The sequence below is a fragment of the Teichococcus aestuarii genome, assembly GCF_003116135.1.
Taxonomy (GTDB): domain Bacteria; phylum Pseudomonadota; class Alphaproteobacteria; order Acetobacterales; family Acetobacteraceae; genus Pseudoroseomonas; species Pseudoroseomonas aestuarii.
Map to the genome: position 1 here is coordinate 348,595 of NZ_PDOA01000002.1, position 14,567 is coordinate 363,161.

At 72.1% G+C, this 14,567-nt stretch carries 15 protein-coding genes and 1 other RNA gene; 6 read left to right on the forward strand and 10 right to left on the reverse strand.

The window, feature by feature from the left end; translation table 11 throughout:
- Positions 1–10: 10 nt before the first annotated feature.
- From CR165_RS04600 to ffs, 3 genes are all read right to left on the reverse strand, one after another.
- A complete protein-coding gene (locus tag CR165_RS04600) occupies positions 11–358 on the reverse strand; it encodes a YbaB/EbfC family nucleoid-associated protein (protein WP_109515774.1) in 348 nt (115 codons plus the stop codon).
- Positions 355–2,295, reverse strand: a complete 1,941-nt coding sequence (locus tag CR165_RS04605; RefSeq protein WP_109515775.1) for a DNA polymerase III subunit gamma/tau — start codon at positions 2,293–2,295, stop codon at positions 355–357. Before CR165_RS04605 ends, CR165_RS04600 begins: the two co-directional genes overlap by 4 nt.
- Positions 2,296–2,362: 67 nt before the next feature.
- Positions 2,363–2,454, reverse strand: an RNA gene (gene ffs / locus CR165_RS04610) — signal recognition particle sRNA small type.
- Between the two features lie 104 nt (positions 2,455–2,558).
- Here ffs and nudC point away from each other — a divergent pair.
- From nudC to CR165_RS04640, 6 genes are all read left to right on the forward strand, one after another.
- Entirely contained in the window at positions 2,559–3,485 is a 927-nt protein-coding gene (gene nudC / locus CR165_RS04615) for an NAD(+) diphosphatase (protein WP_109515776.1), read from the forward strand.
- Positions 3,485–3,769, forward strand: a complete 285-nt coding sequence (locus CR165_RS04620) for a phosphoribosylamine--glycine ligase (RefSeq protein WP_245906110.1) — start codon at positions 3,485–3,487, stop codon at positions 3,767–3,769. The genes nudC and CR165_RS04620 overlap by 1 nt, the downstream gene beginning before the upstream one ends.
- A gap of 118 nt (positions 3,770–3,887) precedes the next feature.
- Positions 3,888–4,661 (forward strand): amino acid ABC transporter ATP-binding protein, encoded by a 774-nt coding sequence (locus tag CR165_RS04625; protein WP_109515778.1) that lies wholly within the window; start codon positions 3,888–3,890, stop codon positions 4,659–4,661.
- 18 nt (positions 4,662–4,679) lie between these two features.
- Positions 4,680–5,360 carry an amino acid ABC transporter permease gene (locus tag CR165_RS04630; RefSeq protein WP_109515779.1) on the forward strand — a complete coding sequence of 227 codons (681 nt, stop codon included), beginning with the start codon at positions 4,680–4,682 and terminating at the stop codon, positions 5,358–5,360.
- Between the two features lie 14 nt (positions 5,361–5,374).
- The gene (locus CR165_RS04635; RefSeq protein ID WP_109515780.1) at positions 5,375–6,046 is read left to right on the forward strand and encodes an amino acid ABC transporter permease; all 672 of its coding nucleotides are present in this window, start codon (positions 5,375–5,377) and stop codon (positions 6,044–6,046) included.
- Positions 6,047–6,119: 73 nt separating this feature from the next.
- Positions 6,120–7,034: a bestrophin family protein gene (locus CR165_RS04640; protein ID WP_109515781.1), complete on the forward strand. Its 915-nt coding sequence runs from the start codon at positions 6,120–6,122 to the stop codon at positions 7,032–7,034.
- A gap of 41 nt (positions 7,035–7,075) precedes the next feature.
- Here CR165_RS04640 and CR165_RS04645 read toward each other — a convergent pair whose 3' ends face one another.
- The 7 genes from CR165_RS04645 to CR165_RS04675 form a co-directional block, all read right to left on the reverse strand.
- A complete protein-coding gene (locus CR165_RS04645) occupies positions 7,076–8,434 on the reverse strand; it encodes a GDSL-type esterase/lipase family protein (RefSeq protein ID WP_219929681.1) in 1,359 nt (452 codons plus the stop codon).
- Positions 8,435–8,539: 105 nt separating this feature from the next.
- Entirely contained in the window at positions 8,540–9,169 is a 630-nt protein-coding gene (locus CR165_RS04650) for a NeuD/PglB/VioB family sugar acetyltransferase (RefSeq protein WP_109515782.1), read from the reverse strand.
- Positions 9,170–9,172: 3 nt separating this feature from the next.
- A complete protein-coding gene (locus tag CR165_RS04655; RefSeq protein WP_109515783.1) occupies positions 9,173–11,053 on the reverse strand; it encodes a potassium transporter Kup in 1,881 nt (626 codons plus the stop codon).
- A 114-nt stretch (positions 11,054–11,167) separates the two neighbouring features.
- Positions 11,168–11,971 carry an amino acid ABC transporter ATP-binding protein gene (locus tag CR165_RS04660; RefSeq protein ID WP_281262093.1) on the reverse strand — a complete coding sequence of 268 codons (804 nt, stop codon included), beginning with the start codon at positions 11,969–11,971 and terminating at the stop codon, positions 11,168–11,170.
- Positions 11,972–12,010: 39 nt separating this feature from the next.
- Positions 12,011–13,165: an amino acid ABC transporter permease gene (locus CR165_RS04665; RefSeq protein WP_109515784.1), complete on the reverse strand. Its 1,155-nt coding sequence runs from the start codon at positions 13,163–13,165 to the stop codon at positions 12,011–12,013.
- A 3-nt stretch (positions 13,166–13,168) separates the two neighbouring features.
- Positions 13,169–13,342, reverse strand: coding sequence for a hypothetical protein (locus CR165_RS24885; RefSeq protein WP_181377999.1), 174 nt, complete (start codon positions 13,340–13,342; stop codon positions 13,169–13,171).
- A gap of 8 nt (positions 13,343–13,350) precedes the next feature.
- Positions 13,351–14,553, reverse strand: coding sequence for an amino acid ABC transporter permease (locus tag CR165_RS04675; protein ID WP_109515786.1), 1,203 nt, complete (start codon positions 14,551–14,553; stop codon positions 13,351–13,353).
- Positions 14,554–14,567: the final 14 nt, after the last annotated feature.

Here is a 14,567-nt window from a genome sequence, read left to right on the forward strand (position 1 = left end):
GGCCGGCGGCTCAGAACGGCAGCTTGAAGCCGCCGAGGCCGCCACCGCCGCCCATGCCGGGGATGTTCAGCCCGGAGGTGGCCTTCTGCATCTCCTCGGCCATCATCGCCTCCACCTTCGCCTTGGCGTCGGCATGGGCGGCGACGATCAGGTCCTCCAGCACCTCGCGCTCATCGGCCGCCATCAGGCTGGGGTCGATGGCCAGGCGCTTCAGGTCGCCCTTGCCGGAGAGCGTCACCTTGACCATGCCGGCGCCGGCGGCGCCCTCCACGGTCATGGCGTCCAGCTTGGCCTGCATCTCCTGCATCTTGGCCTGCATCTGCTGGGCCTGCTTCATCATCGAGGCAAGGTTCTTCATGCGTCCTCCCCATAGGGATCAGAGGAATGGAAATCGTCGAGATCGGCCGGCTCGGCATCGGGCGGCGCGAATTCGGGGCCGTCGTCGGGCGCCTCGGGCGCCGGCGGCAGGCCGTATTCATCCAGGCTGTCGTCGCGCAGCGCCTCCACCTGGGCGCCGGGGAAGGCGAGCAGGATGGATTGCACCAGCGGGTGGGCCTTCGCCATCTCCAGCCGCTCGCTCGCCACGTGGCTGCGCTGCTGCGCGATGGTCGGCTCGCCCTCGGCGTTGGAGAGGCTGATGGTCCAGCGCCGCCCCGTCTGCTCCAGCAGCAGGCCGGCGAGCTGGGCGGCGAGGTCGCGCGGCGCCTCGGGCCGCTGGCGGATCTCGATGCGGCCGGGCGCGAAGGCCACCAGATGCACATTGTGCAGCAGGTGGGCGTGCAGCATCGGCGCGCGGCCCGAGGCCAGCGCCACCACCTCGCGGAAGCCGCGCGGCTGGGCCAGGGTGGGCTGCGCCTCCATCACCGTCGTTGCCACGGGGGCACCATTGGCCGTGGCGCGGCTGCCGCCGCCCATGGGACCACCCGGGGCGCCGGAGGGCAGGGGGCCGCCCGCCGCCGCGGTGGCGCCGCCCTCGGTCAGGCGGCGCACGAGGTCGCCCGGCGTCGGCATTTCGGCGAGGTGGGCGAGGCGGATCAGCACCATCTCGGCCGCCGCGCGCCGGTCCGGCGCCTCGGCCACCTCGGAGATGCCCTTCAGCAGCACCTGCCAGGCGCGGCCGAGCACCGGGATGCTCAGCGCCCCGGCCAGGGCGGTGCCGCGCACCCGCTCGGCCTCGGGCAGCGAGGGGTCCTGGCGCAGCGCCGGCACGGCGCGCAGGCGGGTGAGGGTGTGGGTCAGCTCCAGCAGGTCGGCCAGCACCACGCCGGGGTCGGCGCCGCGCTCATGCCCGGCATCCATCGCCGAGAGCACGCCGGCGATGTCGCCGCGGAAGGCGGCTTCCAGCAGGTCGAACAGCAGGGTGCGGTCGGCCAGGCCCAGCATGTCCCGCACCAGCTCCGCCTGCACCCCCTCCGGGCTGCCGGCGGCCTGGGCGATCGCCTGGTCGAGCAGCGAGAGGCCGTCGCGCACCGAGCCGTCGGCGGCGCGGGCGATCATCGCCAGCGCTTCCGGCGTGGCGGGCACGGCCTCGGCCTCGGCGATGCGGGCGAAGTGGGCGCGCAACACCTCCTGCGGCACGCGCTTCAGGTCGAAGCGCTGGCAGCGGGAGAGGATGGTGGCCGGCACCTTGCGGATTTCCGTCGTCGCGAACAGGAACTTCACCTGTGGCGGCGGTTCCTCGAGCGTCTTGAGCAGCGCGTTGAACGCCGCCGTCGACAGCATGTGCACCTCGTCGAGGATGTACACCTTGAAGCGCGCGCGGGCCGGGCGGTAGCGCACCGCCTCGCGCAGCTCGCGGATGTTGTCCACGCCGTTGTTGGAGGCGGCGTCCAGCTCCAGCACGTCCGGGTGGCGGTCGGCCAGGATCGCCTGGCACTCGGCGCAGACGCCGCAGGGCTCGGCGGTGGGGCCGCCATTTCCGTCCGGCCCGACGCAGTTCAGCGCGCGGGCGATGATGCGGGCGGTGGTGGTCTTGCCGACGCCGCGCACGCCGGTGAGCATGAAGGCATGCGCCACGCGGTTCTGCGCGAAGGCGTTGCGCAGGGTGCGCACCAGCGCGTCCTGGCCGATCAGGTCGGCGAAGCTCTGCGGGCGGTACTTGCGGGCGAGCACCCGGTAGGGCGTGGCGGCCGGCTCGGGCGCCGGAGCAGCGGGAGAGGGGGCGGGCTCCGCCTCGCCGAACAGGCCCGGCCCCTCGGGGGGCGGCGGGTCGCCGAATAGGCCGGGGCCTTCGGGCGCCGGGGGCTGCTCGAAGGCGGGCTGTGCAAGCTCGTCGGGGCGGGTGTCGCTTGGCATGGCGCGCGGCGGATCCGATGCTGGCCGCGGCGGGCCATTCAGCGAGAGGTGAAAACCTCAGAAGGTGGAAGACCGGCGGAACGACCCAGACGGGAACTCGCTGCGGCTGCTTCCTTCCGGACCTGACCGGGTTGGCAAGGCGCCTGTCCGCCGCCGACCTTCCGAGGGCACCATATCATGCCGCCCCCCCTCCGCGGCAAGGGGGGCATCCCCGATCGGGCCGAGTTGCCGTGCGCGCCGGCCCATGGCAGGGTCGCGGCCGCATGCTGTCCATCCCGGCTTCCCGTCCCAACGCCTACACCGGCAGCCCCCTCGACCGCGCCTCGGGCCGGCGGGAGGAGGCCGATTTCATCGCCGCCGCCATGGCCTCGCCGCAGGCGCTGTTCGTGCCGGTCTGGCGCAGCCGCAGCCTGATGCGCGGGGTCGAGGAGGGCCGGCCCGAGGCCGTGCTGCTCTCGGCCGAGGCGGCCGAGGCGGTGCGCATGGCCGGCGGCCCCTGGGCCTTCCTGGGCTTCTGGGAGGGCCGGCCGGTCTTCAGCGTGGATTGCTCCGCCGCCGAGGACCCGCTGCCGCTGCTGCCCGAGGGCTTCGGCGCCTTCGCCGACCTGCGCGCCGTGGCCGGGCTGCTGCCGGCGGGCGAGGCCAGCGTGCTGGCGCATGCGCGCGGGCTGATGCACTGGCGCGTGCGGCACCGCTTCTGCGGCGTCTGCGGCGGGGTGTGCGAGCCGCGCAGCGCCGGCAACGCCATGGCCTGCACCGCCTGCGGCGCGCAGCACTTCCCGCGCACCGACCCGGCGGTGATCATGCTGGTGACGGATGGCGCGCGCGCCCTGCTCGGCCATTCCACCCGCTTTCCCACCACCACCATGTACTCCACCCTGGCCGGCTTCGTGGAGCCGGGCGAGAGCCTGGAGGAGGCGGTGCGCCGCGAGGTGCTGGAGGAGGTGGGCGTCCAGGTGGGCGAGGTGCACTACCATTCCTCGCAGCCCTGGCCCTTCCCGGCCTCGATCATGCTGGGCTTCCATGCCGAGGCGCTCTCCCACGAGATCACCATCGACCCGGAGGAGCTGCGGGATGCCCGCTGGTTCACCCGCGCCGAGCTGCGCGCGCATGAGCAGCACGGCTTCAGCCTGCCGCGGCTGGATTCCATCGCGCGCCGGCTGATCGAGGACTGGCTGGAGGCCGAATGATGCGCCCGACCCGAGCCCTTCTGCTGCTGCCCCTCCTGGCCGCCTGCGCCACCCCGCCGCCGGCCCCGCCCACGCCGCCCGAGCCGCCGGGCCATGCCGCCTGCCGCGCCGAGGCGCGCAACGACCCCGCCGTGCAGGCGCTGGGGCGGCAGGAGAACCCGCTGAACTGGGGCAACCGCGAGCGCGTGCAGAACGATTTGCGCGTGGCCGAATTGCGGGCATTCCGGGACTGCCTGCGGCGCAACGGGCTGGCCGCGCCGGGAGGCGTCGAGCCCGCCCGCTGAGGCGCGGCCGGCCACGCCACGCTTCGCCCGGCGATGGCACGGAAATTGCATAGCGATATTTTGCCCCGCTTCCGCAACTGGCCTATGAGGCTCCCCGCGGAACAGCCGAGGAGCCGCCATGACCCGTCCCGCCCCTTCCCCCGCCGCCGCGGCCACCCGGCCGATCGTCGACGCGCGGGGCCTGTGGAAGCGCTTCGGCCCGCTGACGGTGCTGAAGGGCGTCGACCTCAGCGTGGCGGAGCGCGAGCTGGTCTTCATCATCGGCCCCTCCGGCTCCGGCAAGTCCACCCTGCTGCGCTGCCTGAACCGGCTGGAGGAGCCGGATGACGGCTCCATCCATGTCGACGGCATCGAGCTGCTGAGCCGCGCCACCGACATCAACGCGGCGCGCCGGCGCATCGGCATGGTGTTCCAGAGCTTCAACCTCTACCCGCACATGACGGCGCGGCAGAACGTGATGCTGGCGCTGCGCAAGGTGCTGAAGCAGGAGCGCGCCCAGGCCGAGGAGGCCGCCGCCCGGGCGCTCGACCGCGTCGGCCTGGCCGAGCGGATGGACCACTACCCGGCGCAGCTCTCGGGCGGGCAGCAGCAGCGCGTGGCCATCGCCCGCGCCATCGCGCTGGAGCCGCGCGTCATGCTGTTCGACGAGCCGACCAGCGCACTGGACCCCGAGCTGGTGGGCGGCGTGCTGGCGGTGATGCGCGAGCTGCGGCAGGACGGCATGACCATGGTGGTGGTGAGCCACGAGATGGCCTTCGCCAAGGCCGCCGCCGACCGCGTGGTGTTCATGGCCGATGGCGAGAAGCTGGAGGAAGGGCCGCCCGCCCAGATCTTCGGCGACCCGCGGCACGAGCGCACCCGCGCCTTCATCCGCCAGATCGACCGGCACTGAGGCGGCGGGGCGCGCGCCATGGGCGGTCTTGAAAGCTTCCTCTTCTCCTTCTTCAACCTGAAGGTGATGGGCACCTACCTGCCGCTGATCGCGCAGGGGCTGGGGCTCACCGTCATCCTGGCGCTGCTGATCGTGGTGTCCGGCCTCGCCCTCGGGCTGGCGCTGGCGCTGCTGCGCGCCTGCGGCATCCGGCCGCTGAACTGGCTGATCATCTTCGTGGTCGACCTGTTCCGCGCCCTGCCGCCGCTGGTCATCATCGTGCTGCTGTTCTTCGGGCTGCCGGCCATGGGGCTCGGCATGTCGGGCTTCGCCGCCACCTGGCTCTCGCTGACCCTGGTGCTGATGGCCTTCGCCGAGGAAATCTACTGGGCCGGCATCACCGCCGTGCCGAAGGGGCAGTGGGAGGCGGCGCGCTCCACCGGCCTCGGCTTCTTCCAGACGCTGCGGCTGGTGGTGCTGCCGCAGGCGCTGCGCATCACCATCCCGCCGCTGACCAACCGCACCATCGCCATCACCAAGGGCACGGCGCTGGGCTCGGTGGTGGGAGTCGCCGAGATCCTGGGCGCCGCGCAGAGCGCCATGTCCTTCTCGGCCAACCCCTCGCCGCTGACGCTCGGCGCCATCGCCTACCTGATCCTGTTCATCCCCGTCGTCGCGCTCGGCCGCTGGGTCGAGACGCGCTTCGCCTGGAAGCGCTGAGGGAACCGCCACCCATGGAAGAGTTCCTCTTCGCCTTCCTCAACGGCGACATCCTGCGCGAGGCCTGGCCGATCCTGTGGCAGGGCTTCCTATACACCCTGGCGCTCTCCGCCATCACCGTGCCGCTCGGCCTCGCGGGGGGCGTCATCCTGGCGCTGCTCTCCACCTCCGGGCCGCGCGGCATCCGCCTCGCCGCGGCGGCGTGGACCGACCTGTTCCGCGCCATCCCGCCGCTGGTGCTGCTGGTGTTCCTCTATGCCGGGCTGCCCTTCGCCGGCATCGATGTCGGCGCCTGGGGGGCGGTGGCCATCGGCTTCTTCCTCAATACCGGCGCCTATTACGGCGAGGTGCTGCGCGCCGGCATCGGCAGCGTGCCGGCGGGGCAGATGGAGGCGGCGCGCTCCACCGGCCTCACGCGCGGGCAGGCACTGCGCCATGTCATCCTGCCGCAGGCGGTGCGCAACGTGCTGCCCGACCTGGTGAGCAACACGCTGGAGGTGGTGAAGCTCACCTCCATCGCCTCCGTCGTCGCGCTGCCGGAGCTGCTGTTCCAGGCGCGGCAGGCGCAGAACGCCACCTACAACGCCACCCCCATCGTGGCGGCGGCGGTGGCCTACTTCCTGCTGCTCTGGCCGCTGGTGCGGCTGATCTCGCGGCTGGAGAACAAGGCGATGGCCGGGCGTTAGCGCCCGGCGCGGGAGGGAAACCGCGCCGGGGTGGCTTCCCTCCCGCCCCCGGCGGGAGGATGGTGCGGCCGCCATGATCCTGCGCCCCCGCCCCGGCCCGCTCGGCCTGCTCTTCATCCTGCGCGGCTCCATCGTGCCGCGCATCGCCAGCCGGCTGGCCGTCGTCACCACGCTGGCCACGCTGCTGACCCTCGCCGACCTCAGCTATCCGCACCTCTTTCCGCAGGTGACGGCGGTGCCCTTCACCTTCATGGGGCTGGCGCTGTCCATCTTCCTCGGCTTCCGCACCAATACCTGCTACGCGCGCTGGTGGGAGGCGCGCGGCCTGTTGGGTGCGCTGGTGATCGCGGCGCGCGACCTGGCGCGGGAGGTCACCACCCTGTTCGCGGCGGATGCGGCGCTGCGGCAGCGCGTGCTGTACCGCGTGGCGGGCTTCGCGCGCGGCCTGGCGGCGCAGCTGCGCGGGGAGGATGCCACCGCCGCCCTCGGCCCCTGGCTGCCGGTGGCGGAGGCCGCGGCGCTCCCCGGCACGCGCAACCCGCTGCAGGCGGCGCTGCGCGCCTGCGCCGCCGATTTCGCCGCCTGCCGGGCGGAGGGACGGCTGGGCGATGTGCTCTATGCCCGGCTCGACGGCCACCTCGCGGCGCTGAACGCGGTGCAGACGGGCTGCGAGCGCATCCGCAACACGCCCACCCCCTTCGCCTACTGGCTGCTGCTGAACCGCACCGCCTGGCTGTTCTGCCTGCTGCTGCCCTTCGGCTTCGTCGGCACGCTGGGGCTGGCGACGCCGGTGGTGGTGGCGATCCTGGCCTACACCTTCTTCGGCCTGGACGAGCTGGCCGACGAGCTGGAGGACCCCTTCGGCCGCGCCGCCAACGACCTGCCGCTGGACGCCATCGCACGGGTGGTGGAGATCGACCTGCGCGAGGCGCTGGGCGAGGCGGCCCTGCCCGAGCCGCTGCAGCCGGAGAGATACGTGCTGCTGTGAGGTAAGCTCTGGCCCGGCGTTCCCGCCGGGCCAAGGCCCGCTCAGCCCTTCGGCAGCACCGCCCCGGGCGGCACCGCCATGCCCATGGCGAGGTAGCCGGCGCGGTTGGGGTGCAGCTTGTCGCCCGCGGCGCCGGTGGTCGAGTCGGGCACCATCTCGGGCTTCAGCCCGCCGGTGGCGGGGTCGCGCGTGGCGGCGTCGAAATCCACCACCGCGTCGAACAGCCCGCCCTCGCGGATGAAGGCGTTGAGCTGCCGGCGCTTCTCGTCCTGCTCGGCATGGCCATGCGCGGCGCTGGTGCTGCCCAGCGCCGGCGTCACCGTGGCGCCCACCACCCGCAGGCCGGGGATGGCGGCGCGCAGCCGCTCCACCCCCTGGCGCATCCCGTCGCGCACCGCCTCGAAGCTGGCATTGCCGTTGCGGCTGAAATCGTTGGTGCCCTCCAGCCAGACCACGGTGCGGATGCCGGAGAGGGAGATGATGTCCCGCTCCAGCCGCGCCAGCGCCGAGGGGCCGCCGGGGAAGGGTTTTTCCGGGCTGTATTCGGCGGGGCCGACCACCTGGTTGCCGCCGATGCCGGCATTCACCACCGCCACCCGGCTGCCCAGCGTGGCGTGCAGCCGGCGGGAGAGCACGTCCGGCCAGCGGTCGTCGCCATTCATGGTGGAGGCGGTGCCGTCGGTGATCGAATCGCCGAAGCAGAGCACCACGGGCGTGCCGGCGGGCGCCGCCATATCCACGGCGTCGAGGAAGAACCAGGAGGCGGTGGAGTAGGGGAAGGCGGCCTCGCCCTCCTCCGCGCCCTGCGCGCCGCTGCCGGGGGGCGAGACATAGGAGGTCTGCAACGCCTTGGCGTGCCAGGTCATCGGGCCCGAGGGGCCGGGGACGTGGAAGGAGACGGCCAGCTTGCGGCCCATCAGCAGGGCGGCGTCCGGCTCGGCGGCGAAGGGCAGCTCCACGGCGTCCGACCAGAGCTGGCCGCCGGGCGGGATGGTGGCCTCGGCCGCGCCGCCGAACAGCACGGGTCGGTTGCTGCCCGGCACCAGCGCCGCGCCGCCGAAGTGCAGGCCCGCATGCACGCCGGCGAGGCGCAGCGGCCGCGTGCCGAAGGCGTTGGTGAAGCGGAGCCGCGCCCGCCGGCCCCAGAGATCGGGGCGCAGCACCAGGCGGAAGGTCTGGTCCCGCGCGCCTTCCGCCGGATCGGGGAAGGCGAAGGACTGGTTGGGCTGGGCCGAGGGGTTGCCCACCGGGTAGGGCCCCTGGGCCGAGCCGGTCCAGGCCGTCGTCCAGGCTTCCGGCCCGGCGCCGGCCGTTTGCGCGCGGGCCGGGGCGGCGAGGCCCCCCGTGCCCAGGATGGTGCCGGCCAGAATCATCCCCTGCGCCAGTTCCCTGCGGTTCATGCGTTCCTCCCGCCCCTTGCCCGGGGCTTTCCGGCTGCATTCCACGCCCGAACGGGGCGGAAAAGAAGAGGCCGGCAGGAGGAACCCCCGGCCCCCGCGCGTTTGTTACGCCTTTTCCCGCGCCGGCACCCCGGAGACGGTGGCGCCCGCCGGCACATCCCCCACCACCGCCGCGCCGAGCGCGATGGTGGCGCCATCCCCCACGGCGGTTCCCGGCTTGATTCCCGCCAGGATGCCGACCAGCACCTCCGCCCCGAGCCGGACGCCGCCGCCCAGCACCGCCCCGGGGGCGATGTGGCAGCCCGGCCCGGTCACGGCGTCATGCTCCAGGATGGCGCCGGTGTTCAGGATGGAATGCGCCCCGAGCCGGGCCGCCGCCCCCGCCACGCTGCGCGGCATGGCCACGCTGCCCGCGCCCAGAGTGGCGGAGCCGGCGACGATGGCGGAAGGGTGGCGCAGCGCCGGCAGGGCGTAGCCGAGCGCGAGCAGCGCCTCGCCCAGCCGGCGCCGCGTGGCGTTGTGGCCGAGCGCCACATGGGCGGCGGCGGCGCCCTCCGCCCGCAGCGCCGCCATGCGGGAGAGCGGCCCGAGATGCGGCACGCCGGGCAGGCCGGGGCTGGCCGGGCCGTCGTCCAGCACGCCGAGGGGAGGCGGGAAGCCGGCGTCCCGCAGCAGCTCCAGCACGGCGCGGCCATGCCCCCCGGCGCCGAGGATCAGCAGCCGGGGGCGCTCCATGGCTCAGATGGCCACCCGCACGCCCAGCTCCACCACCCGGTCGCTCGGGATGCGGAAGAACTCGGTGGCGGGCATGGAATTGCGGCTCATCACCGAGAACAGCCATTGCCGCCAGGCGGCCATCTTCGGCACGGAGGAGGCCACCAGCGTCTCGCGGCCGAGGAAGTAGCTGGCCTGCATGGCCTCGAACTGCACGCCGTATTCGTGCAGCGCCTCCAGCTCGCGCGGGATGTTGGGGCTCTCCTGGAAGCCGTAGCGCAGCATGACGCGGTGGATGCCGGGCGCCAGCTCGGTCACCTCCCGCCGCTGCGGCGCCTGGGGCACGTCCAGGTTCTCCACCGTGACGAACAGCACCCGCTCGTGCAGCACCTTGTTGTGCTTGAGGTTGTGCAGCAGGGCGGCGGGCACGTAGTCGGCCTGGCCGGTCATGAACACGGCGATGCCCGGCACGCGGATGGTGCGGGACTGCGGCAGCCGCGCCAGGAAGGATTTCAGCGGCAGGCTGTCCTGCCGGAAGCGGGCGAAGAGCAGCTCCCGCCCGCGCCGCCAGGTGAGCATCAGCACGAACAGCCCGGCGCCCAGCAGCAGCGGCACCCAGCCGCCATCCGGCACCTTCAGCACGTTGGAAATGAAGAAGCCGGAATCGAGCAGGAACAGGGGCACGATGATCGCCCCCACCGCCAGGCGCGACCAGCCGAACTGCCGCCGCAGCACCAGCCCCGCCAGCGAGGTGGTACAGAGGAAGGTGCCGGTGACGGCGATGCCATAGGCCGCCGCCAGGCTGTCCGAGTCGTGGAAGCTGACCACCAGGATGACGACGCCGACGAGCAGGGCGAGGTTGATCTGCGGCATGTAGATCTGCCCCTCCTCCGTCTCGGAGGTGTGGCAGACGACGAGGCGCGGCAGCAGGCCGAGCTGCACGCATTGCCGGGCGATGGAGTAGGCGCCCGAGATCATGGCCTGGCTGGCGATGATGGTGGCGCAGGTGGCCAGCACCACCAGCGGCAGCCGGAACCAGGCGGGGGCGAGCAGGTAGAAGGGGTTCTCCAGCGCCGCGCGATCGGTCAGCAGCAGGGCGCCCTGGCCGAAATAGTTCAGCGTCAGCGCCGGCAGCACCGCCCAGAGCCAGACGAGGCGGATGGGGCGGGCGCCGAAATGGCCCATGTCGGCATAGAGCGCCTCCGCCCCCGTCACCGCCAGCACCACCGAGCCGAGGGCGATGAAGGCGGCGAGGTGGTAGTTCACGCAGAACTCGACGGCGTAGTAGGGCGAGAGCGCCAGCAGCACCTTGGGCTGCACCGCGATCTCGACCAGGCCGAGGATGGCCAGGCTGCCGAACCAGAGCGCCGTGACCGGGCCGAACACCTTCCCGATGACATGCGTGCCCTTGTACTGCACCAGGAACAGCGCCAGCAGCACGCCGAGCGAGATGGGGATGACCGCGCCGGTGAAGGCGGGGGAGATGACCTTCAGCCCCTCCACCGCCGAGAGCACCGAGATGGCGGGGGTGATGATGCCGTCGCCGAAGAACAGCGAGGCGCCGGCGATGCCCACCAGCAGCACCAGCATGCGGCCGCGCTCGCCGCGCGTCACGCGCTGGGCCAGCGCCATCAGCGCCAGGATGCCGCCTTCGCCGCGGTTGTCGGCCCGCAGCACGAGGAGCACGTACTTGATCGTGACCACCAGGATCAGCGACCAGAAGATCAGGCTGAGGACGCCGAGGATCTCCCAATCCTCCAGCCCGTCCGCCGCGAAATGCAGCAGCGAGGCGCGGAGCGCGTAGAGCGGGCTGGTGCCGATGTCACCATAGACCACCCCCAGCACGCCAAGCAGCAGCGCGGGGGTGAGGGGGCGCGAGGCCGGGGATGAAGGGTGCTGGGACACTGCCGTGCTGTGAGGATGCCGGGCGGCAAGGTCTAGGATGCCACCGGGCGCCGCCGCAAGAGGCAGCTCCGTGAGCGGCCGGGGGCGGCTGCCCGCCCCCGGCCCGCCCGCGGCTCAGTGGCCGCGCAGGATCTGGCTGAGGAAGGTCTTCAGCCGGTCCGTCTTGGGGTCGTTGAAGAGCTGCTCCGGCACGCCCGACTCGACGATCTCGCCGCGGTCCATGAACACCACCCGGTCCGCCACCTGGCGGGCGAAGCCCATCTCGTGGGTGACGCAGACCATGGTCATGCCGTCCTCGGCCAGCCCCACCATGGTGTCGAGCACCTCCTTGATCATCTCCGGGTCGAGTGCCGAGGTCGGCTCGTCGAACAGCATGATCTTGGGCTTCATGCACAGCGCGCGGGCGATCGCCACGCGCTGCTGCTGCCCGCCGGAGAGCTGGCCGGGGTACTTGTTCGCCTGCTCCGGGATCTTCACCCGGGACAGGTAGTGCATGGCCAGCTCGTCCGCCTCCTTCTTCGGCATGTGCCGCACCCAGATCGGCGCCAGGGTGCAGTTCTCGAGGATGGTCAGGTGCGGGAACAGGTTGAAGCTCTGGAACACCATGCCGACCTCGCGGCGGATGGCGTCCAGGCTGCGCGTGTCGTCGGTCAGCTCCATGTTGTCGACGATGATGCGCCCCTCCTGGTGCTGCTCCAGGCGGTTGATGCAGCGGATCATGGTGGACTTGCCGGAGCCCGAGGGGCCGCAGACCACCACGCGCTCGCCGGTGGCGACGCTCAGCGTCACGTCGCGCAGCACATGCATGCTGCCGTACCACTTGTTCACCTTGTCCAGCACGATGGCCGGCGGCGCGTCGGTGCGGGCGGCGGAGGCGAGGTGCGGGGCGGCACCCGCGGGATCCATGGTGGTGCTCATGCGTGCGGTCCCTGGGTGAGGATGGTCATGGCCGGCATCTCAGCGGACGCGGTGGCGGTTCAGCTCCGCCTCCAGCCCCTGGCTGTAGCGGGACATGGCGAAGCAGAAGACGAAGTAGATCAGCCCGACCGTGACGTAGATCTCGATGCCGAAGCCCTGCCAGGCCGGCTCGACGATGGCGGTCTTGCCGGCGGTCAGCAGGTCGAAGATGCCGATGATCAGCACCAGCGAGGTGTCCTTGAAGAAGCCGATGAAGGTGTTCACCAGCGGCGGGATCACCAGCCGCAGCGCCTGCGGCAGGATGATGAAGCCGGTCTTCTGCCAGTAGGTGAGGCCGAGCGCGTCGGCCGCCTCGTACTGGCCGCGCGGCAGGGCCTGCAGGCCGGCGCGCACCACCTCCGCCAGGTAGGCGGCGGCGAAGAGGATGATGGCGATCTGCGCGCGCAGCAGCTTGTCGATGTTCATGCCCTCCGGGAGGAAGAGCGGGAACATGACGCTGGCCATGAACAGCAGGCTGATGAGCGGCACGCCGCGGATCAGCTCCACATACAGCACGCAGAGCGTCTTGATGGCCGGCATGCTGGAGCGCCGGCCGAGCGCCACCAGGATGGAGAGCGGGAAGGCGAGCGCGATGCCGAAGGTGGCCAGGATGAGCGTGATGACGAGGCCGCCCCAGCGCTCCTGCGGCACATAGGAGAGGCCGAGCATGCCGCCCCACATCAGCACGCCGATCACCGCCAGCGTGGCCAGCCAGATCAGCGCCAGCGCCGGCCGCCAGAAGCGGCGCATGGCGGAGACGATGTAGAGGCCGATGAACAGCAGGACGCAGATGGCCGGCCGCCAGTGCTCCTCATAGGGGTAGGTGCCGAACAGGATGAAGCGGTGCTTCTCCGTCACCACCGCCCAGCAGGCGCCGGTGCCGCCCAGCGCGCGGCAGGCCTGGGTCTGCGCCCCCTGGGGCGTGACGGGCACCGACCAGATGGCGTTGATGAAGGCCCAGTCGATGAAGCCCATCGTCCAGCGGACGAGCAGGTAGCCCAGCGCCAGGGTGACGGCGGTGGAGATCCAGGAGGAGAACAGGTTCGCCTTCGCCCAGGCCAGCGGCCCCACCGCCAGCAGCGGCGGGCGGCGGTGGCCGAGCTCGGCGTCCTGCGCCGGGCGTGGGGCGGTGGCTTCGGCGGTGATCTCGGCCATGGTTCAGCGCTCCACCAGCGCGATCCGCGCCGCGTAGCCGGCCCTTGGGCCGGCGAAGCCAGACATCGCGTAGCCGGCCCTTGGGCCGGCGAAGCCGGGCGAAGACTTGCCGGCCCTTGGGCCGGCGAAGCCCGGGGACTGCACGATGCGCGGGCCGTGGCCCGGAAGGTTCGGCATGCCCATGCTCAGCGCTCCACCAGCGCGATCCGCGCATTGTACCAGTTCATGAAGAGGCTGATCGACAGGCTGATGGTCAGGTAGACCACCATGATGATGGCGATGCCCTCGATCGCCTGGCCGGTCTGGTTCAGCGTGGTGTTCGAGATCGAGACGATGTCCTGGTAGCCGATGGCCACCGCCAGGGAGGAGTTCTTGGTCAGGTTCAGGTACTGGCTGGTCATCGGCGGCACGATCACGCGCAGCGCCTGCGGCAGCACGATCATGCGCAGGATGCGGCCGCGCTGCAGGCCGAGCGCCTCCGCCGCCTCCCACTGCCCCTTGGCCACCGAGAGGATGCCGGCGCGGACGATCTCGGCGATGAAGGCGGCGGTGTACATCACCAGGCCGATCAGCAGCGCGAAGTATTCCGGCGTGATGGTCAGGCCGCCCTGGAAGTTGAAGCCGCGCAGCGCCGGGATGTCGCCCTGCCAGGGGGCGCCGAGGCCGGCCCAGATCAGCACCGGCAGGCCGAGGACCAGCCCCGCCGCCACCGGCCACACCTTGCGCGGCTGGCCATCGGCCATCTGCTTCGCGCGGGCGGAGCGGGCGTAGAACACGGCGCCGACGATGCCGAGGATGAGGCCCAGCAACGCGAAGCTGTGCGCGTCCTGCCACTGGATCCAGGGCAGCTTCAGGCCGCGGTTGGAGAGGAACACGCCCTCCACCGGGTGCAGCGCCTGGCGCGGGGCCGGCAGGCCCTGCAGGATGGCGTACCAGAACAGCAGCTGCAGCAGCAGCGGCAGGTCGCGCACCACCTCGATATAGGCGGCGGCGATGCGCGAGAGCAGCCAGTTCTTCGACAGCCGGGCGATGCCGACCATCGTGCCGAGAATGGTGGCCACCACCACGCCGACCACGGCGATCTTCAGCGTGTTCAGCACGCCCACCATCAGGGCGCGGGCATAGGTGTCGGTCGGGCTGTAGGGGATCAGGCTCTCGGCGACCGGCAGCCCGGCCTCGCGCGAGAGGAAGCCCCAGCCCGTGGCGATGCGCCGGACCTCGAGGTTGTGCGCCGTGTTGCGGACCAGCCACCAGACGATGCCGACCACCACGCCCACCACCAGGATCTGCCAGATGATGGAGCGGAACCGTTCATCGGCCCAGGAAAGCCGGATTCCTCGCTTGGGTGGCGCGCGCAGCAGCCGGGGATCGGCGGCGGTGTCGGACATGCGTTGAAGCCCCG